Source organism: Nocardiopsis aegyptia, assembly GCF_013410755.1.
GTDB classification, from domain to species: Bacteria; Actinomycetota; Actinomycetes; order Streptosporangiales; family Streptosporangiaceae; genus Nocardiopsis; species Nocardiopsis aegyptia.
Genome location: NZ_JACCFS010000001.1, coordinates 933213 through 957673, shown reverse-complemented (window position 1 = coordinate 957673; position 24461 = coordinate 933213). Strand labels below are relative to the sequence as shown.

Annotated in this window: 15 protein-coding genes; 5 read left to right on the top strand and 10 right to left on the bottom strand. The window is 72.0% G+C overall.

The window, feature by feature from the left end; genetic code table 11:
* Positions 1 to 32 precede the first annotated feature (32 nt).
* Genes HNR10_RS04420 through HNR10_RS04405 form a run of 4 tightly spaced genes read left to right on the top strand, consistent with a single transcriptional unit; the run spans position 33 to position 10316 of the window.
* A complete protein-coding gene (locus HNR10_RS04420; protein WP_179821037.1) occupies positions 33 to 3869 on the top strand; it encodes a DUF6079 family protein in 3837 nt (1278 codons plus the stop codon).
* Positions 3866 to 6829: a BREX-2 system phosphatase PglZ gene (gene pglZ, locus HNR10_RS04415; RefSeq protein ID WP_179821035.1), complete on the top strand. Its 2964-nt coding sequence runs from the start codon at positions 3866 to 3868 to the stop codon at positions 6827 to 6829. Before HNR10_RS04420 ends, pglZ begins: the two co-directional genes overlap by 4 nt.
* 2 nt (positions 6830 to 6831) lie before the next feature.
* Positions 6832 to 8157, top strand: a complete 1326-nt coding sequence (gene brxD, locus HNR10_RS04410) for a BREX system ATP-binding protein BrxD (RefSeq protein ID WP_179821033.1) — start codon at positions 6832 to 6834, stop codon at positions 8155 to 8157.
* 41 nt (positions 8158 to 8198) lie between these two features.
* Positions 8199 to 10316: a DEAD/DEAH box helicase gene (locus HNR10_RS04405; protein ID WP_218898325.1), complete on the top strand. Its 2118-nt coding sequence runs from the start codon at positions 8199 to 8201 to the stop codon at positions 10314 to 10316.
* A gap of 7 nt (positions 10317 to 10323) precedes the next feature.
* Here HNR10_RS04405 and HNR10_RS04400 read toward each other — a convergent pair whose 3' ends face one another.
* The 5 genes from HNR10_RS04400 to HNR10_RS04380 all read right to left on the bottom strand — a co-directional run bounded on the left by HNR10_RS04400 (position 10324) and on the right by HNR10_RS04380 (position 15624).
* On the bottom strand, positions 10324 to 12315 hold the full coding sequence (locus HNR10_RS04400; protein WP_179821031.1) for an AAA family ATPase: 1992 nt from the start codon (positions 12313 to 12315) through the stop codon (positions 10324 to 10326).
* Positions 12312 to 12875, bottom strand: a complete 564-nt coding sequence (locus HNR10_RS04395; RefSeq protein WP_179821029.1) for a hypothetical protein — start codon at positions 12873 to 12875, stop codon at positions 12312 to 12314. The genes HNR10_RS04400 and HNR10_RS04395 overlap by 4 nt, the downstream gene beginning before the upstream one ends.
* Entirely contained in the window at positions 12872 to 14188 is a 1317-nt protein-coding gene (locus HNR10_RS04390; RefSeq protein WP_179821028.1) for a hypothetical protein, read from the bottom strand. The genes HNR10_RS04395 and HNR10_RS04390 overlap by 4 nt, the downstream gene beginning before the upstream one ends.
* 377 nt (positions 14189 to 14565) lie before the next feature.
* Complete coding sequence (locus HNR10_RS04385) at positions 14566 to 15051, bottom strand: hypothetical protein (protein WP_312889108.1); 486 nt, start codon at positions 15049 to 15051, stop codon at positions 14566 to 14568.
* A 237-nt stretch (positions 15052 to 15288) separates the two neighbouring features.
* Positions 15289 to 15624, bottom strand: coding sequence for a hypothetical protein (locus tag HNR10_RS04380; RefSeq protein ID WP_179821026.1), 336 nt, complete (start codon positions 15622 to 15624; stop codon positions 15289 to 15291).
* A gap of 342 nt (positions 15625 to 15966) precedes the next feature.
* Here HNR10_RS04380 and HNR10_RS04375 point away from each other — a divergent pair, with 342 nt between their 5' ends.
* On the top strand, positions 15967 to 17472 hold the full coding sequence (locus tag HNR10_RS04375) for a DUF4241 domain-containing protein (RefSeq protein ID WP_179821025.1): 1506 nt from the start codon (positions 15967 to 15969) through the stop codon (positions 17470 to 17472).
* A 46-nt stretch (positions 17473 to 17518) separates the two neighbouring features.
* On the opposite strand, the gene HNR10_RS04370 is transcribed toward HNR10_RS04375, so the two are convergent.
* The 5 genes from HNR10_RS04370 to HNR10_RS04350 all read right to left on the bottom strand — a co-directional run bounded on the left by HNR10_RS04370 (position 17519) and on the right by HNR10_RS04350 (position 24286).
* Positions 17519 to 19795 carry a HelD family protein gene (locus tag HNR10_RS04370; protein ID WP_179821023.1) on the bottom strand — a complete coding sequence of 759 codons (2277 nt, stop codon included), beginning with the start codon at positions 19793 to 19795 and terminating at the stop codon, positions 17519 to 17521.
* 137 nt (positions 19796 to 19932) lie between these two features.
* A complete protein-coding gene (locus tag HNR10_RS04365; protein ID WP_312889107.1) occupies positions 19933 to 20952 on the bottom strand; it encodes a Bug family tripartite tricarboxylate transporter substrate binding protein in 1020 nt (339 codons plus the stop codon).
* Between the two features lie 27 nt (positions 20953 to 20979).
* A complete protein-coding gene (locus tag HNR10_RS04360; RefSeq protein ID WP_179821022.1) occupies positions 20980 to 22605 on the bottom strand; it encodes a tripartite tricarboxylate transporter permease in 1626 nt (541 codons plus the stop codon).
* Positions 22606 to 22628: 23 nt separating this feature from the next.
* On the bottom strand, positions 22629 to 23243 hold the full coding sequence (locus tag HNR10_RS04355; RefSeq protein WP_179821020.1) for a tripartite tricarboxylate transporter TctB family protein: 615 nt from the start codon (positions 23241 to 23243) through the stop codon (positions 22629 to 22631).
* Entirely contained in the window at positions 23240 to 24286 is a 1047-nt protein-coding gene (locus HNR10_RS04350; RefSeq protein WP_246406055.1) for a tripartite tricarboxylate transporter substrate binding protein, read from the bottom strand. Before HNR10_RS04350 ends, HNR10_RS04355 begins: the two co-directional genes overlap by 4 nt.
* Positions 24287 to 24461: the final 175 nt, after the last annotated feature.

Here is a 24461-nt window from a genome sequence, read left to right as displayed (position 1 = left end):
CCGCACCGAAGGCAGAAAGGCGCACCCAGGCGATGACGACTGCTTCCCCCGGTCAGGGCGGCGAGAGCCGAGTGATCAGCGACCTGATCGACATCCCCGAGTCGGTCCAGGACGGTGACCTGGTCGTCAAGCTCACCGAGAGCACCTCGACCCGCCAGGCCCAGGCCATCGACCAGTACGTGGTCACCCCGCAGCTCGCCGAGTCCTTCGACAAGGCGCTGGAGACCATCCGCACCTCCGTCGCCGACCACAAGTCCCAGGCCGCCTACCTGCACGGCTCCTTCGGCGCCGGTAAGAGCCACTTCCTCGCGGTGCTCTCGGCGGTCCTGGACCACCACCCCGCCGCCCGTGACAAGCAGGGCCTGGCCGACGTCCTCGCCAAGCACGACGCCTGGCTGGCGGACATGAACTTCATCGAGGTCAAGGCGCACATGGTCGAACAGACCGTGTCCATCGAGGCCAACATCCTCGGCGGCTACGTGCGCCAGGTCCGCGAACAGTTCCCCGACGCGCCCGTCCCCGCCGTCTACCGCGCCGACGGTCTGCTCGCCGACGCCCGCGAACAGCGCGCCTCCCTGGGCGACGAGGCGTTCATCGCCCAACTGCCCTCCCGTGGCAAAAGCGGCGACGGCGGCGGTGACGACACCGGGGTGTGGGGCACCTTCGCCGGCCCCTCCGCGTGGACGGGCCAGACCCTCGACCAGGCCTTCGCCGTCCACCCCGACACCGACGACCCCGCGGAACGCACCCTGCGCGAGGAACTCATCAGCGCCCTGCTCGGCGGACCGTTCAAACGCTACGCCGACGCCATCGGCGACGCCGCCAACGCCTACGTCAGCATCGACGAGGGCCTGTCCGCCATCAGCCGCCACGCCAAGCAGTACCTCGGTGTCGACGGCGTCATCCTGCTCCTGGACGAGCTGATCCTGCGCTTCACCGCCTTCATCGGCGACGAGGGGCGCATCAGCAGCGAGGTCCAGAAGATCTCCAAGCTCGTGGAGTCCTCCCACAGCGACCGGCCCGCGCCCATCATCAGCTTCGTGCCCCGCCAGCGCGACCTGCGCGACCTGGTCGGCCTCGGCGGCGGCACCGAGGGCATCTCCCAGACCATCAGCTACTGGGACGGCCGCTTCGGCCACATCAAGCTCGCCGACGCCAACCTCACCGAGGTGGTCCGCCACCGCCTCATCCGGCCGCTCAGTGACGGGGCCGCCGCCGAGATCGACGCCGCCTTCGAACGCACGCGCAACAGCCGCGCGGAGGTCCGCGACACCCTGCTCGACAGCCAGGGCGGCGCCGACACCAGCACCTGGGACGACTTCCGCGCCCTCTACCCGTTCAGTCCGGCGCTGCTGCACGTCATGGTGGACATGTCCTACGCCCTCCAGCGGCAGCGCAGCGCCATCAAGCTCCTGCTCCACCTGCTGGTCAACCACCGCGACACCCTGCCCGTCGGGCAGATGGTGCCGCTGGGTTCGGTCTTCGACGTGCTCATCGAGGGCGAGGACAAGCCCTTCAAGGACCACCTCAGCGGCGAGTACGCCAAGATCAGCACCTTCTACCGCAACAAGGTCCGGCCCTGGCTGCTGGAGCGCAACCAGACCACCGAGGCCGCGGCCGCCGCACTGGACGTGCGCGCGCCCTTCCGCCGCGAGGACCTGCTCGTCAAGACCCTGCTGCTGAGCGCCCTGACCCCCAACGTCCCCGCGCTCAAGGACCTGACCGTCGACCGCGCGATGGCGCTCAACCAGGGCATCGTCAAGGCCCGACGCCCCCGCCAGGACGTCGCCGCGGCCACCAAGTTCTTCCAGGACATGGCCGCGCAGTTCGGCGAGGTGCGCGTGGGCGCCCAGGCCGACAACCCCACCGTCTCGCTCAACCTGCTGCGCGTGGACACCGAGACCCTCATGCGCAGCGCCTACCAGGCCGCCAACGACCACGCCCTGCGCCGCCTCCTGCACAAGCTGCTGTGGGAGCAGTTCGGCCTGGAACCCGGCGCCGAACGCGCCGACGTGGTCTGGCGCGGCACCCGGCGCGTCGTCGAGCTGGTCTTCGGCAACGTGCGCTCCAGCGACGACCTCGGACGCGAGGCGTTCAAGCCGCTGGCCGCCAATGCCGTCAGGGTGGTCATCGACTACCCCTTCGACGACAGCCACCACGACCCCTCCCACGACCGCCGCCGGATCCAGGAACTGCGCGAGGAGTTCGGCGGGCCCGTCCCCGCCGTGGCGTGGCTGCCCACCTTCCTGTCCCCGGGCAGGCTGGAGGACGCCCGCCGCGTCCTGATGATGGACTACCTGCTCGAACCCGACGTCATCGAGGAGAAGGCGCCCGACTGGAGCAGTGACGACCGCCGCGAGGCCCGCGCGCAGCTCGACAACCAGCGCAGCCAGCTCGTCGCGCAGATCACCGGCCTGCTGCGCGGCGCCTACGGCCTCGCCGAGGTCGCCCCCGACAGCACCGACTACGGCGCCCGCGCCGAGCCGCACATCGAACCGCTGCCGGACGGGCTCACCATCGCCCTGGAGGCCGGCAGCCAGTTCCCCGCCGCCCTGGAGCGCATCACCCACAAGCTCCTCGACAGCCTCTACCCCGAGCACCCGAACCTGTCCAGCGCCAAGGGCAGGACGCCGCTGCGCCGCGCCGACCTGTCCGCCGTGCTCAAGGCCGTGGAGGAGGCCAAGGCCGACCGGCTCAACCGGTACGAGGCGCCCAAGACCGACCTGCCCCTGCTCGAACGCGTCGCCGAGCCGCTGCGCATCGCCACGGTCAGCGAGGTGTTCGTGCTGCGCGAGGAGTGGCGCCAGGAGATCGACCGGTTCCTCAAGGTCAACCGGCCCACGAGCACCGACGTGCGCGTGGACGAGATCAAGGCGTGGATCCGCGCCCGCGAGGACGGCCAGGGGCTGCCCGAGGACATCGTGGACCTGCTCGTCATGGTCTACGCGGTCCAGAGCGACCGGGCCTGGATCCGCGCGGGCAAGCGCTACACCGGAGCCGAGATCGGCCGCCTGTCCGACGACATCGTGCTGCGCCGCCAGGAGTTGCCCAGCGAGGAGGACTTCCAGCGGGCCGACGAACGCGCCCAGCGCGTCTTCGGCCTGACCGCACAGCCCCTGCTCAGCGCGCGGTCCGTGCAGCGCCTGGCCGAACAGCTCAAGGAACAGGCCCACCGGCTGCGCTCGGGCAGCGAGCACCTGCTGCGCGAGCTGACCAGGCACGCCCACGTGCTGGGGCTGGACGAGCAGGCCCCGCGCCTGGTCACCGCGCGCACCGCCGACGAACTCCTGGGCCGCCTGAGCGGCCTGGCCGACGACACCGCTCTGGTCAATGCCCTCGCCCAGGCCGACCTGCCCGAGGACGGCGGCGTGTACCGGATCAGCATGGCGGGCGCGGGCAACCTCGCCCAGGCGCTGTCCGCCGCCAAGTGGGAACTGCTCGGCTCCCTGGAGACCCTCATCCAGGACGGCGGGGACACCTCCGGAGAGGCCGCGCGCATCCTCGACCGGCTCCAGGAGGCCGCCCGCCGCAACGAGAGCAGCCAGAAGCTCGCCACCGCGATCAGCGCCGCCGACAGCGCCGTGACCGCACTGCTCGTACGCAAGACTCCGGTCAGGCCCGCGCCCACCCCCGTGCCCGCCCCCGACCCCGCGCCCACGCCCCCTCCGGCCAGGCCCGGGGCCACCGGGGTGCCGCACGGTACCGGCGTGACCGCCGCGGACGAGCCGACCCTGCCCGCACCCGCCGAACAGACCTGGATCACGGTCGCCCACGGCGCCGACGTCGACTCCGTCGTCGCCGAACTGCGCGCCAGGCTCGACATCCCCGAGGGCAAGAGCATCCAGATCACCATCCGGGAGGCCGAGTGAGCACCGCCCCCCGCGGCGCCGGCCGGGCCCGCCCCGCCACCGCGCTCGGGCGCGTCAACGCCGAGGCCGTCGCCAACGCCCTCGAACGCGCCCTGGACGCCGAGCAGCGCCGGGTCGACAAGGGCCATCCCCGGACGCGGGCCCGGGCGCTGGCCCTGTCCGCGGACCCGTACTGGGACGGTCCCGACACCCTTCCGCTGAGTGTCGACACCAGCGACGGCGGCACCCGGGAGCTGACCGTGCGCGTGGCCGCCGCCGACAGCGTCCTGGCCGTCGTGCACGCCCTCAGCCGGCTCGGCGACGACGTCGACCACCTGGTCGTGCTCACGCCACTCGAAGCCGCCGACCTGGGCGAGACCCTCCTCGGCAGCTTCCTGGGCGAGGAGGTCATGCGCCTCAACAACTGGGAACTGCTGCGCGGCGAACTCAAGGTCACCCGCATCGACCCGCGGTTGTACTCGGGCTCCTGGGTCTGGCTGGCCGACACCCTGCGCAGCATCCGCGCCACCCAGCCCCTCAAACTGGGCACCGGCGTGCTCAAACTCGAACAGGCCCTGTCCATCGCCGTGTCCGTGCGCTTCGGCCGCGACCCCGGCGAGCAGGTCGACAGCGCCGCACTGCTGGAGTGGACCCGCAACCCCGCCTCGGTCACCGCCTTCACCCATCTGCCCGACGCGGAGAGCGAACGCCTGCGCTCGGCACTGGAGGAAGAACTCGGCGCCGTGCCGCGCGTGCTGTTCACGCTCCTGGACCGCGGGCACGCCCTCGACGCGATCCCCATCGGCCTGGCGTTCGCCGAACTCGCCGACGCCGCACACCAGGACGGGGCGGACCGGTCGCAGTCCGCGCGTGCGGCCCAGCACGCCCTCATCCGGGCCCAGGAACGCTACTTCGGCACCAGCCAACCCGACCCCGCCCACCTGAGGGAGTTCGCCGGAGCCTGCACCGCGGCCCTGCTGCGGATGCTCGACGGCACCGACGGCGACCACACCGACGAGACCGTCCGCCGCACCGAGGAACTGCTCTTCCAGCTCGACGCCGCGCCCGTGGCCCAGGCCAGCCGGCTCCTGGACGCCGGACTGCACACGCGCCTGGCCGACCTGGGCCGCCAGATCACCCTCGCCCTGGGCGAGGACACCTCCGCCGACCCGCCCCGGCCGCAGGACCTGCGCGAGGTCGAGACCGCGCTGGTGCGGTTGCGCGACCACCGCCGCCACGGCGCGCGCCACAAACAGGAGCAGGGGCGGGCCGCCACCGACGCGGTACGGCTCCTGCGCCGCCTCGCCCTGGGCACGGCCGACGCCCCCCTGGGAGCCGACACCCCCGCCAACGCCCGGGGATGGCTCCAGGTCCACGTCCACCACACCGGATGGGCCGACCGCGCCGCCTCGGCCATCTGGCACCACCGCAGCGACGTCCCCGCCTTCGCCCAGGCCCTGGACACCCTCTACCGCAGGGTCCGCCGGTGGAGGGCCGCGGTCGACGCCGGCTTCGCCACCGCCCTCAACCGGTGGAACAGCGGACACGGCCCCGGCGACACCCTGCTGCGCGTCGAGAACCTCCAGCACCAGATCGCCCGCCCCCTGGCCAAGGGGTCGGCGCCGCTCATCGTCGTCCTGGACGGGATGAGCGTCGAGGTGGCCGTCCAGCTCGCGGAGAGCGTCAACGCCGGCGGACGCCTCACCGAGGTCGTCCGCGCCGGGAGCCGGGGCAGGCCCGGCGCGCGTGAGGGCGCGCTCGCCACCGTCCCCTCCACCACCAACTGCTCGCGGGCCTCCCTGCTCACCGGACGGCTCACGGTCGGCAAACAGGACCGCGAACGCGCGGGCTTCGCCGAGCTCTGGGCCGCCCCGGCCTTCGGCGCTCACCAGGCGGTGCTCTACCACCAGCGCGACCTGGAGGTCGGCGCGGGCTTCCACCTGTCCAGCGCCGTGCAGCAGGACATCGACGTCACCGACAAGGTCGTGGCCGTGGTGCTCAACACCATCGACGACGCGCTCTCGCGCGGCAGGGAGGGTGACGAGTCCACCTGGGAGGTCAAGCAGGTCGGCAAACTCGGGTCGCTGCTGGACGCCGCCGCCCGTGCCGGACGCCCCGTCGTGCTCACCTCCGACCACGGGCACGTGTGGGACCGCGGCGACGGCGCCAAGACGCGGGCGGGCGAGTCCGCCCGCTACCGCACCGGCGAGCCCGGCGACGGCGAGGTCCTGGCCACCGGCGACCGGGTGCTGGAGGGCGACGGCACCCTCGTCGTGCCCTACCGGGAGGACATCCGCTACACCGACCGCAAGGAGGGCTACCACGGCGGGTTCTCCGCCGCCGAGATGGTCATCCCCGTGCTCGTGTTCGTGCCCGTCCTGGACGGGGCGCGGCGCGGCCAGGACCCGCGGTCCCAGAACCCGGTGCCCGAAGGCTGGCAGCGGCTCGATGCCGCCGACCGCGAACCCGTGTGGTGGACCCAGCCGCTGGAGGGCACACAGGCGGGCCCGGCGGCACCGGCGGACGCGGCGGGACGGACACCGGCCGAGCGCTCCACCGCCGCCCCGGACAGGGGCAAGCCGGCCGGGCGCGCACCCAGGAAGCGGGCCGTGCTGGAGCAGATCCCCGCGCTGTTCGGAGTCGAAGCCGCCGCCCCGCGCGGCCTGGGCGCCAGGACCACCGCCACGCCCGTCTTCGCCGCCAGCCTGGCCCGCGTGCCCAAGGCACCCGCGGCCGAGCACGTCGCCGCGCTCATCGACGCCCTCGAAGCCGTGGGCGGTACGCACCCGCGCCTGCCCGTCAGCGCCGCCTCCCGCGCCGCGGGCGGCCCCGAGAGCCACCCCCGGGCCGTGCGCTTCCTCAAGATGCTCGGCAAGGTCCTCAACGTGGAGGCGTACCCGGTCCTGACGCTCACCGACGGCGACCGCAGCGTCGAACTCAACACCGCCCTGCTCCGGCAGCAGTTCCCCGAGGAGAGGTGACCGTGAACCCCGTCAGCGCGGCCCGTCGCGAAGAGGTCGTGGGCGCCCTGCGCCGCGGCACCGTTCCGCACGGCGGACTCGACCTGTTCGCCGTGGGGCTCGAACGCTTCGTCGGCGCCCTGGACAGACAGCTCGGCCACGTCGCCACCGGCGGGGCGGACTTCCGGGCCGTGCGCGGGGAGTACGGGTCCGGCAAGACCTTCTTCGCCCGATGGCTGGGCGAGCGCGCCAAGCGCGCCAACTTCGCCGTCGCCGAGATCCAGATCTCGGAGACCGAGACCCCGCTGCACCGGCTGGAGACCGTCTACCGGCGCCTGACCGAACGCCTCACCACCGCCACCCAGCCGGCCAGCGCCCTGCGTGAGATCGTGGACAACTGGTTCTACTCGCTGGAGGAGGACGTGCTCGCCGAGGGCACGGTGGACGAGAGCGACGAGCCGGCGCTCAACCAGGCCGTGACGGAGCTCCTGGAGCGCCGCCTGACCGAGGTCGCCGCGGCCAACCCCGGGTTCGCCGCCGCGCTGCGCGGCTACCACCGGGCCCAGGCCGAGGACGAACCGGCCGTCGCCGAGGCGCTCATCGCCTGGCTGGGCGGTCAGCCCAACGTCGCCGCCGCGGCCAAGCGCTACGCCGGGATCAAGGGCGACCTGGACCACTTCGGCGCCCTGGCCGCCCTCAAGGGCCTGCTCGTGCTGCTGCGCGACTGCGGCCACCCCGGCCTGCTCGTGGTCCTGGACGAGCTGGAGACCCTCCAGCGCGCCCGCACCGACACTCGGGAGAAGGGCCTCAACGCGCTGCGCCAGCTCCTGGACGAGATCGCCGACAGGCGGTTCCCGGGGCTGTACCTGGTCATCACCGGCACCCCCGCCTTCTACGACGGCCCCCAGGGGGTGCAGCGCCTGGCGCCCCTGGCCCAGCGCCTGCACACCGACTTCCTGCCCGACCCCGGCCACGACAACCTGCACGCCGCCCAGATCCGCCTGGGCGGCTTCGACCTGGACAAGCTGCACGAGCTGGGAGTGGCCGTGCGGGAGCTGTACGCGGACGGAGCCGACGACCCCCAGCGGGTGCGCGGCAGGATCGACGACAGCTACCTGCTCGGCTTCGCCGAAGCCGTGGCGGGGGAGCTGGGCGGCAAGATCGGCATCGCGCCCCGGCTGTACCTGCGCAAGCTCGTGGACGTCATGGACCGCGTCGACCAGAACCCCGACTTCGACCCGCGTCGGCACTACAGCCTCACGGTGGGCGGCAGCGAGCTGACCGAGGTCGAACGCGGAGCCCACGTGCAGCGCGCGTCCACGGCCGACGAGGTGGAACTCGACCTGTGACCCCGCCTTCGGCTCCGGGGCCGGGATCCGGGCCCAGCAGCCTGGACCTGTTGCACCCCACCCTGGCCCACCACATCGTCAACACCCTGGGATGGCCGGGACTGCGGCCCCTGCAACGCGAGGCGCTGGCCCCTCTCATCGACGGCGAGGACGCGGTCCTGCTCGCCCCCACCGCCGGCGGCAAGACCGAGGCCGCCCTCTTCCCGCTGCTCACCGCCATGGCCGGGCGGTCGGGGGACGGGGTGTCGCTGCTGTACGTGTGCCCCATCAAGGCGCTGCTCAACAACCTGCTGCCGCGGGTGCAGGCCTACGCCGGGTGGATGGGGCGCACAGCCGAACTCTGGCACGGGGACGTCTCGCACGCCGGACGCCAGCGCATCCTGCGACGGCGCCCCGACATCCTGCTGACCACACCGGAGTCGGTCGAGTCGATGCTGGTGAGCACCAAGGTCGACCACCGGGCGTTCTTCGCCAACCTGCACGGCATCGTCGTGGACGAGGTGCACGCCTTCGCCGGGGACGACCGGGGCTGGCACCTGCTCGCCGTCCTCGAACGGTTGAGCCGGGTGGCGGGGCGCCCCGTCCAGCGGGTGGGGCTGTCCGCGACCGTGGGCAACCCCGACGACCTGCTCACCTGGTTGCAGGGGTCGATGGCGGGCGAGCGGGCCGGACGGGTGATCGCTCCCGGGGTGCGGTTCCCGCAGCCGGGACGGGTCCCGCAGGAGCCGCCGCCCGGTGACGTCGAACTCGACTACGTCGGCTCCCTGCGCAACGCGGCCAAGGTCATCGCCTCCCTGCACCGGGGGGAGAAGCGCCTGGTGTTCTGCGACTCGCGCGCGTACGTGGAGGAACTGGGCCACGCGCTGCGCGAGCTGGGCGTGACCACCTTCCTGTCGCACGCCTCGCTGTCCCTGGACGAGCGCCGCCGCGCCGAGGCGGCCTTCGGTGAGGCCCGGGACTGCGTCATCGTCGCCACCAGCACGCTGGAGCTGGGTATCGACGTCGGTGACCTGGACCGGGTGATCCAGATCAATGCACCCGGCACCGTGGCGTCCTTCCTGCAACGCATCGGCCGGACCGGACGCAGGACGGGGACACAGCGCAACTGCCTGTTCCTGGCCGTGGACACGTCCGGGCTCCTGGACGCGGCCGGGCTCCTGCACCTGTGGGGACAGCACTGGGTGGAGCCCGTGGTGCCCACGCCAGAGCCGCGGCACATCGTCGCCCAGCAGCTTCTGGCGCTGTGCCTGCAGGAACCGGAGGTGGGGGAGCGGCTGTGGCCGGAGTGGTGGGGGGACCTGGAACCGTTCCACCAGGGCGCGCCGATCGCCGCCCATCTGATTCGCGAGGGTTTCATCGACCTGGACGGCGGCCTGATGATGATCGGCCCCGAGGCGGAGAAGCGCTTCGGGCACCGCCACTTCATGGAACTCACCAGTGTGTTCACCGCGCCCCCGCAGTTCACCGCACTGCACGGGCGCACCGAGATCGGCCGCATCGACCCCGCGCTCCTGGCCGCCGACGAGGAGCAGGCCGGGCCGCGCCGGCTGCTGCTGGCCGGACGCACCTGGATGGTCACCTGGGTGGACTGGCGCCGGCAGCGGTGCTTCGTCGAACCCGTCGAGGGCGGTGGCGGCAAGGCCAAGTGGGATTCGGGAGGGCACCTGGGGGCGTCCTTCCATCTCACGCGTGCCGTCCGCGAAGTGCTGTTGGGCACGGACCCCCGGGCGAAGCTCACCCGCCGGGCGGTCAACGCCCTGGCCGAGGCCCGAGACGGTCACACCGATCTGGTGCACCCGGGAGGGTCGGTGATCGTGCGAGCGGGCAACGGCGACCTGCGCTGGTGGACCTGGGCAGGGGCCCGGGCCAATCTCACGCTCGCCGCCACGCTGGGGCGGGCCGCCGATCCCAAGCAGCAGCCCAACGACGCGTGCCTGCGGCTCAACGCCGATCTGGATCCGCGGACGTGGTCGGCGGCCAGGGAGGCGGCGCGGGAGCGCGTCATCCTGCCCGACGTGGGGGTGCGGGCCCTGGACGGGCTCAAGTTCAACGCGGCGCTGCCCAGGCACCTGGCCGAGCGCACCCTGTCGGCCCGCCTGGCCGACGTGGACGGGGCGCTCACTCTCCTCGAAGGGCCCACCCGGTTCGTACGCCGGTGAGGCCGCGCTAGTCGGCGCCGGTATCGTCGACCCGCTCGCCCTCCAGCGTGCGAAGCGGGTGTGTCGGGCCAGGGTGGCGGATCGACCTGATACCCGGATGGTCGTAGTCGAGCCAGAGCGGATCCTGATCCGGTGTGAAATCCGAAGGCAGGTCGGTGTCGAGCACGAAGACCTGGAAGGTCTCGTCCCGTTCCTCGGCCATGGCTTGGATCAACCGGTACATGTTCTTGCTGAGTTCCTGGAGCGGGCCCAGTGACTTCTGTGGGCTGTCCAGGACCAGGAACCCGGGCAGGGGATAGTTCGGGCTCGTCAGCGCGACCGAATGCAGGGCCAGCCAGTAGCTCACGATGAAGGGGACGCGGTTGCCCCCGCTGATACTGACGGCGTCGAACTTCTTTCCGTCGATGTAGGGAAGGTAGTCGTCGGAGGCGATCAGTGCGTCCCGAACGTTGGGCGCGTTGACGTCTCTCAACAAGTCCGCGTAGAGAGTGGTGAGGTCGGCGAAGAGACCCCTGGACGTCCGCCTGAGATGGTCCTGATGGTGTTGGAGCTCTTCCCGGGCTGAGCGCAGGGCTGTTTCGGCCGCCGAACTCTCTGCGGTGAAACTGGCCATGTGCTGGACGGTACGTATCAGGGAGCTGATGCGTTCGGCCTCGGCCTCGGCTCTGGCCACTTCCTCCGACACCCGGGCGAGTTCCTCCGAACCCGGAAAACCGAGTGCGGCGGTGAGCAGCCGGACTTCCTCCTCCAGTTCGTGCAGGCCCTCGTAGAGCTCGTCACGATGCGATTCGAGCACCCGCCTCTCCTGTTCCCCCCGCTCCAGGAGTATCCGGATCTCATCGAGTTGGTCGGACAACTGGAGTTCCTGGGGACCCGCTTCGTCCGGAACGGCGAGGGGGAGGGCGTCCTGCCCGTCTCCATGCCGATGGCCGGCTCTGGGCGCCCGCGTCACCTCCGTCCCGGGTTCCGGTTGTAGGCACAACCGGCAGGTACCCGGAGAAGAGCGGTGTTCGTCCAAGGATTGCAGACAGCGCGGGCACTGGCTGAACTCGATGGGAGACAGGAACGTGTCGGCACTCCGGACACGGCGAACGCGGGTCAGCGACGCCGTCAGCTCATCGAGGCGGTCCCGCCGCTGTCGCTGCGTCTGGTCCAGGAGGCGGAGAGCCTCGTTCGCCGTACTGACCGCATTCTGTGTGGAGGAGAGCATGCCGCGCAGCGCCACGACGCGGTCGTCGCGTGCACCGAGGGAGGACCTCAGCCTCTCCAGGGCACGCGTGACACGGTGCCGTTGGCGTTCGGCCTCGCGCAACTCGTCCTCGAGTTCGGAGGGTGAGGGCAGGTCCGCCCTCTCGGCGAACGCCTCCACGCCCTCCAGCCGTCCACGAGCCTCGCGGTGTTTGGCCTTGGCGTGCGCGACCCTGTCGTCCAGTTCCTGGAACCGCTCATCGATCAGACCGAACACCAGGTCGAAGACACGCTTGCGCCGGGGAGTGAGCGATGCGGCGTCATGGCGGGCGATGCTGTGGTCGATCTCCAACTGGGGCACGTGCATGTACTCCCACACGTGGTCGAAGGTCAGGACCTTGCGCCGACCGTTCACGTTGACCTCGACATCGGCAGGGATTCCGAGCCACCTCAGGAGCGCTGTGCCGACACGGACCCGCTCGTCCTCCGGGGCCACGGGGAACTCTCCCAGATCCTCCTGCGTGTCGAGGTCCTCGACGAAGACGACTCCAGGCGTGTGGACGCTCCGCGAGAGGCGGAGCCGACGGTCGGCCGCCACGATCTCCACGGATACCCGCCGCACGGACCCCTCCACCACCGGGGTCCGCTGTGCCCTCATGCCCAGACCGAACCTGATCAGCTCGATCATGGTGCTCTTGCCGGAACCGGGGGAACCGATGATGAGATTGAGCCCTGTGGTGAATTCCCGGCGGTCGGACGTGGACTGCTCGGTGTGGAGGTCGAGCGCCTCGACGCGGAACAGGGTGCTCACGTGATCACGTCTCCGAAGTCGTGGTCCTCGTCCAGTGACAGGCGCTCCCGGATCAGCCGGCCGAGGTGGTTTCCACTGAGACGGTGCGCCGCTTCGGCCACGGCGGTGCAGCGGTCGGCCACCGGCATCCAGACGGGAGTCCGGGACGCGGCTCGGGCGACCTCGCGACCGGGTCCGTTCGCGGCAAGGGTCATCCGGGACCGCCCCTCGGTTCCTCTCACCAGGAGGCCTCGCCCGAGTAACGCGCCCACGACGGTGTAGTAGCGCTCGTCCCACGGGCCGTACCGGTGCCTGCGCATGGGTGCCTCCACCGTTCGTGCGTCGGCGTCCTCGTGGTGGAGCCGCGGGTCCGCCGGGTCGAGTTCCTCCAGGACGCGAGCGGCGAAAAGCGGGTATCGCACGAGGAAGTCGAGTTTGGCCAACTGCCCCAAACCGTCGACGTGGCCGGGGCCGGAGGGAACATCGGCCACCGAGCGGACGAGCAGGAGCACCCGCAGTTCGTGGTAGGTCCTGTCCTGGAGGAAATAGGCGCGGTTGCGGGTCGGAACGGGGTGGTTCACGGGGTGTCCTCCTCGTCGGCGTTCGCACCGTCGTGGCCGTCGTCGACGCGGGCGGATTCGAGCAGGATCCGGTCCGCGTCGAACCTGTACGGCGTGAACCAGACCCGGCACTGGTCGGAGGCGTCCGCGAGCGCCCCGGTCAGGAGTGAGCGCGTCAGACGAAAGGGGAGGGGAGGGAGGTCCTCGGGTGGGAGGCGTGTGGCGTCGTGCCACAGGCGCATTCCGAATTCGCTTCCCTCCAGCCCTTGCCTTCGCAGGGCCAGGTGCAGGTCGTCGACCTGGTCCTCCAGTTCGTCCCCGAACTCCAGGAGCTGGGCGTGGTTGCCCGGGGAGTCGTCGACCTCCGACGCGCACGACTTGCGCCACCTGAGCATCCGGTCCTCGGCCCGCTGGACGTGATTGGCCTCGAGGCCGCCGAAGGTCATCTTGACCGACACCTTGTGCCGGAAGGGCAGGGACGGGGCGAGGAAGAGCCGAGGTGTGGCTACCGCTTGGTCGATCACCCTCAACGCCTGGTCGGTGGTGATGGTGCGGCGCTCCAGAGCCTCGGTCCCGGGGCGGGGATGCTCCTCCCTCAGGAAACGGACGAGTTCGGCCAGTCCACCGTCCTCATGGGGTCGCATCGATTCCATACTCTGCTCGACGTAGCCGGTCAGGGCCTCCCATACGGCCTCCACGCGGATCGTGGGGTGGCCGAGCTGTTCAAGGACGGGTTTGACATACCTCAGGGGGCCGCTGTCGACGATGGTCCGCCGGTCGGGGATACCCGTGTCCAGCGCCAGCGAGTCCAGGAAGCGTTCCGCGGAAGCGACGAGGGAGGGGGAGGGGCGGCACTGGTTCACATGGCCGGAGCGGCCCCGGGATTCCTCCTCGGTCAGGCCCGCCTTGTCGTGGTGCACCTGGAGATACCGTGCCAGTGTGCGGACCAGGGTGGTGCGTTCGGCCGTGGTGACGTGTTCGCGCGGGCTCGCGCTACCCTCGTGGTCCAGCAGACAGGTATTGCGAAGAGCGTGTGTCTCCCTGCCGGTCGTGATCGCGTTGTTGGTCGCCAGGCGGCATCGGGTCCCCTCGGCGAGGCCGCGGAAGCTCCGGTACAGGCGTGGGATGCCGCCGTCGCTCATCAGAGTGGCCCAAGTCCACGCATTCTGATCGGCTTCACGGTGTTTGGCTGAGACCACGCACTGGTCGTCACCGTTGACGATGATCCAGTCCTCGTGCCACTCGCTGATGAGCGCACGCTTGGTCGAGGTCGGGCCCTTGCGTTGTTCGTGCAGGTCATGGAGCACGAGGGAGAGAAGGTCACGTGCGGCCACGCGAGACTGCCACCGGTATCGATTGAGTGTCCTCGCGCCGGAATCCTCGTCCGGGGGTGTGGCGAGGATCGGGATCTCATTCAGCGATGTCCACCCCATTCCATTGTTCGCTTCGTACTTCTATCACTCTTGTGCGTTGTAAACGTCTGAAAGGCGCTGGTGTGCTGGTGGTGCCTAGTGTCAGGCAATAAGAAGTGCCTTGCTCCGAGTGGATTCGAGGTGTCCTGAACAGGCAAAGCAGAGAATGGAAGGACATGGTCGAAAGTCAGTTCGATTACAGTCGGTTCCTGATTGGCCGAATGTGGCCAAGGAGTTCTGCGTTTTTTCGGCGTACACCGGAGGGTGAGGCGGACCCGATGATCCCGGTGGCTTGACCGTCAGTCGGTTGGACCGGCGTCCGGGTACGTGCGCGCCCGGCGGTGGTCCCTCGGCATGGCGGGGGCGGGGCGGTCGGGCCTCGCGCCGAGTCCGGCGGGGCGGGGGTCGCGGCCCTCGCGGACGCAGGCGAGGATCTCGGTGGCGGCGTAGCCGCCGGCGGCCTCGAAGCTCCGGGTGTTGGAGTCGATCTCGCTCCACAGGGCGTCGCGGAGCACGATCCGCACGGCGTAGGGGGATCTCCCGCCGCCGAGCCGCGCGAGCCCTTCCCGCACGCCCTTCGCGAAGGCGCTCCGGAACTCGGCGGGAAGGAACTCGCGGGGGCTGGTGTCGGGGAGGCCGTCGGCGAACTCCATGTCCGTGCCGCCGTGCCCGGGTTCGGCGTCCAGCCAGACCAGGGCGAAGTACCCCGGGCAGGCCGTCTGTAGGACGGCGCGGACGTGGACGCCCCTGACCGGGCGGGGGAGCGGTGGCAGCGGGTCACCCACGCCGGGACTCCCGCCAGGCCTGCCGGCTCCGGCCGGCACGGGCGTGTTTGCCCTCCTGGACGGCGTGCGGGGGGAGCGGGAGGCGCATACGTGGAGTATTCCAGCCTCCATCGACGGTTCGCGGGCACGCCGGAGCCCGGCGTCGCGGCCGATCGGCCGGAAGCGTGGAGGTCGCCGGGGGCGGCCGCGCCCGCGTCGAACGCCGTGGACACACGGCTCCGGGAGCGGCCGGGGCCGTCAGCGGTCGCAGGTGCGGCAGCGCCGGGTGGCGGTGCGCTCGGTGTTGCCTCCCGTGGCCTTGAGCGGGGAGGCGTCGCTGATGCGCCGCCACAGTTGGGGGTCCGGTGCGTCGATCCAGCCCCACAGCGGGGCACTGACCTCGGAGTCGGACTGGTGTGAGCACCCGCTCCGGTGTGCCACACCCCGCAGGGAGATGAGGATCGCGTCCCTGCCCGGGTGCCGGCTCACGGTCGAGAAGGGAGTCCCCGTCCCGCTGGGACCGATGTAGTCCCGGGGCAGCGAGCACGCACAGCCCTCGCCGATGGGGAGTTCGCAGAAATCACAGCGCTTCATTCTCCTACTGTGCACCCTCTGGGTGACGATTCGGACGCTTTCTGCCGTCGAGGTGCCACGTATTCGGAAACTCCGGGCGTTCGCCGGGTCGGTTCGGGCCGAATCCCGCTCGACAGGCCGTGCTGACACGTCACATTCCCGCCGGAGTCCTCCCCCCGACCGCACCCATGACAAGTCTCACCGACGCGCGGCTCAACCGTGCCCCCGGTCGCAGGACGGTCGGCGGCGGCGGGTGGTGGCGGGCGGCCCCCGGGACGGTTGCGACGGCACCCCGGCGGGGAGCGGGTGTCGGACCGGGGCGGTAGGTTCCTCGCGACACCTCCCCCGGACCGAGGACGCAGCATGAGCACACCGCAGCCCTGTCACGTCGTGTACTGCGAGGGGTGGGAGGGCGAGCCGGGCCGCGTGGTGGGCGTGCTGGACGCCACCACAGCACGTGGGCGCGACGCCGCCGGCACGCAGTACGCGGTGCTCGTGCGGGACGCGGCGGGCGCGCCGCTGGTCCTGCTGGAGATCGCGTGGGCCCACGGGCACTGCGGGGTCTGGCTGTTCGACGCCGCCGGCGCGCGACGCACCCACCACCGCTACACGCGCCAGGAGGACGGCGGGCTCGCGCTCACCTACAGCCGGCGCTGGGCGGACCCCTCCTCGGAGGAGGCGGCCTCGGGCCGGGTCCCGCTCCTGCGGAGCGTGGAGGTGCTCGGCGGGAACTGGTCGGTCTACCGCGAGGACTTCGCCGGCGGCGGGCACACCTCCTCCCACCAGTGGCTGGAGGAGGACCTGGCGGCCCTCACGACCCTGCCCGCCCCCGGGTTCGGCCGGTGGGAGGAGCTCGTGGCACTGCACCCCGGCCTGTCCGACGCGGGCGTGCAACTGCGCGACGCCGACGCCGTGCCCGACCGCGACGCGGTTCCGGCTCCCTGGGCACCCCCGGGTCCGCTGGCCCCGCTCGGTGTCGACGGCCTCTTCCGGCCGGGGCGGCGCTACCGGGGCGCGCGCGACCGGCGGCCGGGCACCGTCGAGGTGCACGATGCCGGAACCCTCGTCCTGCCCACGGGGCGGGTGCTGCTCCGCAACCCGCAGGGCCTGGGGTTCGCCGGGCCGGAGCAGGCCCTGACGGTCCCGCTCCCGGTGGGGGAGCACCCCGTGCGGGTGTCCGTGCTGCGCCAGACCGGTCCCGACGGGGAGTCCGCCGTGGTGGCGGGGCTGCGCGTCGACGTCGCAGACCTGGTGGGGGTCCCGGTCGACGCGTGGGAGATGGCGCTGCGCCCGGGCGAGAGCCTGGAGGAGCTGCGCGAGGGGCGGTTCCACGGGGTGGACGTGGACCGCGACAGCGGCCTCGTCGGCGTGTGCGACGCCGCGTGCCTGCCCCACCTGGTCGAGGTGCTGACCGATCCGGACACGCACCCCGACCTCGTCATCGGCTACACGCCGCGCGAACGGGAGGCGCTGGCCGACCGGGAACGGGAGCTGCGGGAGGCCGCCCAGGCCTTCCTGGACGCCCCCGGCACCGTCACCGGGCAGGAGTTCGCCGAGGCGATCAGCCCCTCCCTGGAACAGGAGCTGGAGTTCCGGCAGAGCGTGTACGTGCTGTCGCGCCTGGCACACGGCATCGTCCACACGGAGGACCCCGGGCCGGCCCGGTTCGCCGAGCCGGGGGAGCGGGCCCGGGACGCCGGTCCGTGGACCAGGACCCTGAGCGAACCCGTCACCGGCGGCAACCTGGTGACGGCCTTCGTCGGTGACGGCGTCAGCACCTGCCCGGTGTGGCTGGGCAGGGCCGCCGACGGCCGGGTCGCGGCGCTGCTCGTCGACACCCTGGCCGTCGACCGCCCGGCCCAGTGCTGAACCCGGCTCCGCCCGGGCGGAACCGGAGCCGGAGCCGGGCCGGGGGTCACGCCAGTCGGTTCAGCACGCCGGGCAGGTCGCGGGAGTGGGCCACGGTCAGGCGGCGGGTGGCGCGGGTGACGGCGACGTAGAGGTCGTTGGCGCCGCGCGGCTGCTGCCACACGTGGTCCGGCTCCACGACCACCACGGAGTCGAACTCCAGCCCCTTGGACTCGGTCGCGGTCACCACGACGACGGGGTTCTCCAGGGCGTCGCGCCCGGGACCCCCGGCGTAGGGGCGCCCCGCGTCCGGTAGGGCGGCCGCCGCGGCCGCCACGTCGCGGTCGGCCGTGATCACCGCGACCCGCCCCTCGCCGATCGCCCGCAGCTCCTCGGCGACCACCGCGGGCAGCGACTCCGCCAGCGGTCCGGTCAGGCGGACCGCGCGCGGCGGGTCGCCCTCCTCGCGCACCGACTCGGGCGCCTCCTCGTCCGGGGCGGCGGCGCGCAGGACGTCCGCGGCGGCGGTCATGATCGGCGCGGGCGTGCGGTAGTTGACCCGCAGCCGCTCCACGTGCAGGTTGGCGCCCACGAAGGGTTCCAGCGCGTCGAGCCACGACCGGGCGCCCGCCGCGCTGCCCGTCTGGGCGACGTCGCCCACCACCGTCAGGGAACGGGTCGGCACCCGGCGCATCACCGCGCGCCAGGCCATCGGCGAGAGCTCCTGCGCCTCGTCCACGATGACGTGGCCGTAGGTCCACTCGCGGTCCTGGCCGGCGCGTTCGGCGGTGGTGAGGCCGGGTCCGGTGTCGCGGTGGCGTTCGGCCAGGACCCGCGCGTCCAGCAGGGGGTCGTCGGCCCCGGTGAACTCCAGCACCCCCTGGGCGTAGCGCTCCTCCTCCGCCTCGCGGGCCGCGCGGCGGCGCTCCCGGGCCCGCTCGGCGCTGTCGTCGTAGCCCAGGATGTCGGCGGCCTCGTCCAGGAGGGGAACGTCCTCCACCGTCCACGGGGCGTCGGCCGCGCGCGCCAGTGCCCGGCGCTCGTCCGCGGACAGGCCGGCCCGGGGGCCGACGCGGTCGAGCGCCTCGGTGTCGGAGAACAGCTCCGCCAGCAGCCGCTCGGGCGTCAGCGGGGGCCAGAGGGCGTCGATGGCCGCGCGGATCGCGTCCACGAACCAGAGCCGCTCGCCGATGAAGGGCAGGTCCTCCTCCTCGGCGGGCCGTCCGAGCAGGACGGACTCCGCCCGTGCCAGCTCCCGGAGCAGGGTGGTGACGGCGTACTTGCGCGCCGCGTTGTGCGGCAGGCGCAGGCCCCGCGCGGTCGCGATCACGTGCGCGGCGGTCTCGGCGGGAACGGTGAGGACGCCCGCGTCGGTGCGCACCCGCAGTTCGTCGTCGCCGAACGCCTCCAGCGGCGTGCGTTGGCGGTCGAGGACGGCGGCGCGCACGAGCTCGGCCATGCGCGGGGAGCCCTTGACGCGCGCGACGGCGTGCGGGTCGTGCTCGCGGGCCTCGACGCCGGGGAACAGTTCGCCCACGGTGCGCATCACCACGTCGGTCTCTCCGAGCGAGGGGAGCACGTCGCCGACGTAGCGCAGGAACGCCGGGTTGGGCCCGACCACCAGGACGCCGCGGCGCTCCAGGACGTGGCGGTGGGTGTAGAGCAGGTACGCGGCGCGGTGCAGGGCGGCCACGGTCTTGCCGGTGCCGGGTCCGCCCTGGACGACGAGCACCCCGGCCAGCCGTGCGCGGATGACGCGGTCCTGCTCGGCCTGGATGGTGGCCACGATGTCGGCCATCCGCCCGGTCCGGCCGCGGCGCAGCGAGGCGAGCAGCGCGGCCTCGCCGACCAGCTGGTGCCGGTCGCTCTCGGTCAGGCCGTCGGGGTCGAACACCTCGTCGTCCAGGCCGATGACGCGCCGGTGGCGTACGCGCAGGTGGCGTCGGCGGGCGAGGCCGGCGGCGTCACTCGGTGTGGCGGCGTAGAAGGGGCGGGCGGCCGGGGCGCGCCAGTCGACGAGGATGGTCTCGTGTTCGGCGTCGCGGAGTCCGATCCGTCCGATGTAGATCGTCTCCGTGTCGGTGGCGAGGTCGACGCGGCCGAAGCACAGGCCCTCCTCGACCGCGCCGAGCCGGGCCCGCCGCCGGGCCTGCTCGTAGGAGCGCGACTCGCGTTCCACCAGGGCGGCGTACCCGCTCCGGTCCTGCAGGTGCGCGGCGGCGAGCTGGTCCGCGGTGTACTCCCGCAGTGCGTCCAGGCGCGCGTACATCGCGCTGACCCTCGTCTGCTCGTGTGCGAGGGCCTCCTGTTCCGGTGAGGGTGACCCCGGTTGACGACTCTCCATTAAGGTGATATCCTTGCCGCAGTAAGCTCTGATTACACTGAAGATAGTGCTGAGTGTCAGAGCCTACCACCCGCCGGGACGCGATTCCGCGCCGGCGCGGCTCCCACTCCCCGGACGGTCACCGCGGCAGCGGCGGATCACCCGTCGGCCAGCCCGATCCGCTCCAGCGTGCGCCCGGTGCGCTCGTCCTCCTCCGCCAGGAACACGGCGAAGTCCTCCCCGGCCAGGTAGGCGTCCGTCCACCGGTTGCGCGCGAGGCGCTCCGCCCACTCCGGTGACGCGTGCACCCGCTCCACGAGCGCGAGCAGCCAGGCGAGATCGTCCTCGTCCAGCCCGGGCGGGGCCAGCAGCCCGCGCCAGTTCATGAACTCCAGGTCGATCCCGGCCTCCCGCAGCGTCGGCGCGTCCAGCCCCGGGTCCGCCTCGGCCGCCGTCACCGCCAGGACCCGCAGCTGGCCGGAGTCGATCGCCGCGCGCTGTTCGCTGGGGCCCGCGGCGGCGAAGTCGAGCGCGTGGCCCATCAGCGCGGCCTGCATCGGACCGCCGCCGTCGTAGGAGTGGTAGACCACGGCGCCCGGGTCGATGCCCAGTTCCTCGGCCAGCAGCATGGTCACCAGGTGGTCCGGACCCGCGGGGGTCGAGCCGCCGCCGATCCGCATCGCCCCCGGGTCCGCCTGCCAGGCGGCGACCAGGTCGCCGATGGTCGCGTACTCGGAGTCGGCCGGGACCATCAGCGCCTCGGGCTCCTCGATCAGGCGGGCCACCGGCGTGGCCTCGGTGACCGAGTCGGCGGCGGTGTCGACGTGGGTGTTGGCCACCAGGCCCAATCCCATCTGGAGCAGCAGGTCGGCCGCCCCGCGCTCGTAGACCAGCCGGGCCAGCGCGGCGGTCCCCGTGCTCCCCGCCAGGTTGAAGACGGTGACGTCGGGGACCGCGCCGATCTCCTCGATCACCGAGGCCAGGGTCCGGGCGGTGTGGTCGAACCCGCCGCCGGGCGGGGTCGGCACCATGATCCGCAGCGCGTCCTGGCGACCCGGCTCCTGGCAGCCCGCCAGGGGCAGCGCCAGTCCGCCGGCCAGTCCGCCGGCCAGTCCGCCGGCCAGGACGGCGCGGCGGCTCGGCCCGCGCCGCCCCGCCGTCCCGTTGCGCTCGTCCACCCCGCCCGTCGCTTCCTGTCGTCGTGGTCAGTCCCGCGGTGGAACCCGGCCGTCGGCCCCGGAACCGGAACCCGACACGGGAGCCGTCGCGGAACCGTCCTCGGATTCGTCCCGCGTACCCTCCGGTTCGTCCCCGGTGTCGGCCGTCGCGGCCGATCCGGCCGGCTCGACCGGAGTACGGCGCCGGCGCAGGACGCGCACCAGGGCCGGGAGCAGCGAGAGCACCGCGACCGCCAGCAGCCCCGCCGAGATCGGCTCGGTGAGGAACACCGACCACGCGCCGTCGGAGATCTGCAGCGCCCGCCGCATGTTCGTCTCCATGAGCCCGCCCAGGATGAGCCCCAGGATCAGCGGCGCGGCCGGGAAGTCGTTGCGGCGCATCAGGAACCCGATCGCGCCGAACGCGGCCAGCAGGCCCAGGTCGAACACGCTGAAGCTGAGCCCGTAGACGCCTACCACGCAGAATACGACCACCAGCGGGACCAGCATCGTCCTGGGTGTGTTGAGCACCTTGGCGAACAGCGGGATCAGCGGCAGGTTGAGGATCAGCAGCACCACGCTGCCGATGTACATCGAGGCGACCACGCCCCAGAACATGTCCGGGTTCTGCGACAGCATCATCGGGCCCGGCTGCACGCCGAGCACCATCAGCGCGCCCAGCAGGATCGCCGTCGTGCCCGAACCCGGTACGCCCAGGGTCATCAGCGGCACGAACGAGCCCACGGCCGCCGCGTTGTTCGCCGCCTCCGGCGCGGCCACGCCCTTCGGGTTGCCCTCACCGAACGTGTCCCCGTCCCGGGCGATCTTCTTCTCCATCGAGTACGACAGGAAGGAGGCGACCGTGGCCCCCGCGCCCGGCAGGACACCGGTGAAGAAGCCCAGCACCGACGAGCGCAGCGCGGGCGGGGTGATCTGGGCGATCTCGCGGCGGGAGAGCCGCAGGGAGGTCACGCCCTTGCGGACGCCGCCCTTGCCCCGCTGGTTGAGCATCACCAGCACCTCGGCCAGCGCGAACACGCCCAGCGCCACGATGAGGAACTCCACGCCCTCGTACAGTTCCGGCAGGTCGAAGGTGAAGCGGACGATCGCGGTCTGGGAGTCGATGCCCACCAGGGCGATCATCACCCCGACCACGGCCGAGACCAGGCCCTTGACCAGGTTGCGCCCGCCCAGGGACACCACGGCGGTCAGCCCCAGCACCATGAGCGCGAAGTACTCCACCGGGCCGAAGCTGACGGCGAAGGACGCCAGGCTCGGGGCGATCGCCATCAGCCCCACGACGCTGATCGTGCCGCCGACGAACGAGCAGATCGCCGCGATCGCCAGGGCCTTGCCCGCCTGGCCCTTGAGGGCCATCGGGTAGCCGTCGAAGGACGTGGCGACCGTACCGGCCACGCCCGGGGCGTTGAGCAGGATGGACGAGGTCGATCCGCCGAAGATCGCCCCGTAGTACACCCCCGCCAGCATGATGATCGCCGACGTGGGGTCCATGCCGTAGGCGATGGGGATCATCAACGCGATGGCGCTCATCGGGCCCAGCCCGGGCAGCATGCCGATGATGGTTCCGGCCAGCACACCGATGAAGACGTAGAGCAGGTTCTCCGGCGTCAGCGCGATGCCGAAGCCGTACATGAGTTGGTCGAGCATGCCCATGAGAGGGTTTCCTTGGTCTCAGGTCAGAAGGGAAGCGGGCCGCTCGGCAGCGTCACGTCCAGGCCCCACGTCATTCCCGCGTAGAACGCGAACGGCAGGGTGAGGGCGACCACGGCGTTGACCAGGTGTCGGCGGTAACCGAGGTACCAGGTCATCGATCCCAGGTAGAGGGCGGTGGACAGGATGAAGCCCAGGAGCTCGAAGACGGCGATGTAGGCGATCAGGGCGCCGACGAACAGGCCGATCTCCAGCCGGGGGTCGTCGAGGCGGCCCAGCCGGGGCTCACCGCCCTCCCGCGGCTCGTCCGCGGCCTCCCCGCCGCTCTCGGCGACGGTCTCCTCGGGCTTGCGCTGGAAGAACAGCAGCACCGCCAGGACCAGCAGCGCCACACCCAGCCAGCGCGGCAGGGTCGACGGCTGGACCGGGACCTCCACCGCCGTGTAGGCGGGCATCTGGAAGGCCAGCACGAGGTAGCCGATCGCGAACAGGCCGACCGCGATCCCGAGCGTGCGCGGCGAGAACCGGAACGCCCGCTCGGGCAGGATCGGCGTGCGCGGAGCCCAGGGCCTGCGGGGGCGGCCCTGGGCCGCCCCCTCCGCGGGCGCGCCGTCGCGGCGCGCGGTGGTGTTCTCGCTCACTGGAGACCGACCTCGGTGAGGATCGCGGCGAACTCGTCGCGGGTCTCGTCCAGGAACGCGCCGAACTCCTCGCTGTCCTGGTAGGCGTCGGTCCAGCCCAGACGGGCGGACTCGGTCTGCCAGGCCTCGGTCTCCATCAGGTCGGCGAAGAGGGTCTCGTAGTAGGCGACCTGGGCGTCGGTCAGGTCCGAGGGGGCCATGACGCCGCGCCAGATGTCGAACGTGAAGTCGACGTCCTGCTCCACCAGCGTCGGCACGTCCGCCACGGCGTCGACGCGCTCCTCCGAGGAGACGCCGACCGCGCGGACGTCGCCCGACTCCAGCATGCCCAGCGCCTCGCCGACGCCGACCACGGCCGCGTCCACGTGGCCGCCCAGCAGGGAGGTCAGCGCCTCGCCGCCGCCGTCGAAGGGGATGTAGTTGGCCTGGGTCGCGTCGGCTCCGGCCGCTTCCAGGGCACCGGCCAGCGCGACGTGGTCCATGCTGCCCGGCCCCGAGCCGCCGCCGACGCTGAAGTCGCCGGACCCGGCCTGGTCGGCGAGGTCGGCGAAGGTCTCGACGTCGGAGTCGGCCGGCACGAGGTAGACCATGTAGTCGGTCGCCAGGCGGGCGATCGGGGTGAAGTCCTCGTGGTCGTAGTCGGAGTCACCGGCCATCGGCACCAGCAGGATGGGCGGGCTGGTCACGAACAGTTTGTGCGGGTCGGCGGCGTTGTTGGCGATGTAGCCCCAGCCGATCGCACCGCCCGCGCCCGGCTTGTTGACCACCTGCACGGAATCGTCCACCAGCTCCTGCTCCTCCAGCAGGCGGGCGCTGGTGCGGGCGAGAGTGTCCCAGCCGCCGCCGGTGGCGGCCGGTGCGGTGATCTCGATGGGCTGGGTGGGCGACCAGGTACCGTCCTCGGCGACGGTGCCCTCGTCGGTGCCGCCGCAGGCGGCGAGCACGAGCGGCAGGGCCGCGGCGACGGCCGCGGCGCGGAGGCCGAGGGTCCGGCGGGACGGGCCCGAACCGGGGGCACTGGGATTGACGTGCGTCTTCGTCATGCGGAGCATGATTTCTCCGTAGGGGATGCGGCCGGGTATGTTCCGGTTGTCGTGTGAGGCAACGCACAGGCAAGCAGAGGGAAACACGGGTGAAAAGTGTTGTGTCTTTTGTGCGGGCAATGGTCGTAAGGAACGTTGTGGTCGTTGTGGTCACACGCACGCCGGGGGCGGTCCG

Bases quoted from the DNA above. Each gene is read 5' to 3' on its own strand.
- HNR10_RS04375 (WP_179821025.1), top strand. From the start codon at position 15,967: ATGAGCACACCGCAGCCCTGTCACGTCGTGTACTGCGAGGGGTGGGAG.
- HNR10_RS04370 (WP_179821023.1), bottom strand. From the start codon at position 19,795: ATGGAGAGTCGTCAACCGGGGTCACCCTCACCGGAACAGGAGGCCCTC.
- HNR10_RS04380 (WP_179821026.1), bottom strand. From the start codon at position 15,624: ATGAAGCGCTGTGATTTCTGCGAACTCCCCATCGGCGAGGGCTGTGCG.
- HNR10_RS04420 (WP_179821037.1), top strand. From the start codon at position 33: ATGACGACTGCTTCCCCCGGTCAGGGCGGCGAGAGCCGAGTGATCAGC.
- HNR10_RS04350 (WP_246406055.1), bottom strand. From the start codon at position 24,286: ATGACGAAGACGCACGTCAATCCCAGTGCCCCCGGTTCGGGCCCGTCC.
- HNR10_RS04360 (WP_179821022.1), bottom strand. From the start codon at position 22,605: ATGGGCATGCTCGACCAACTCATGTACGGCTTCGGCATCGCGCTGACG.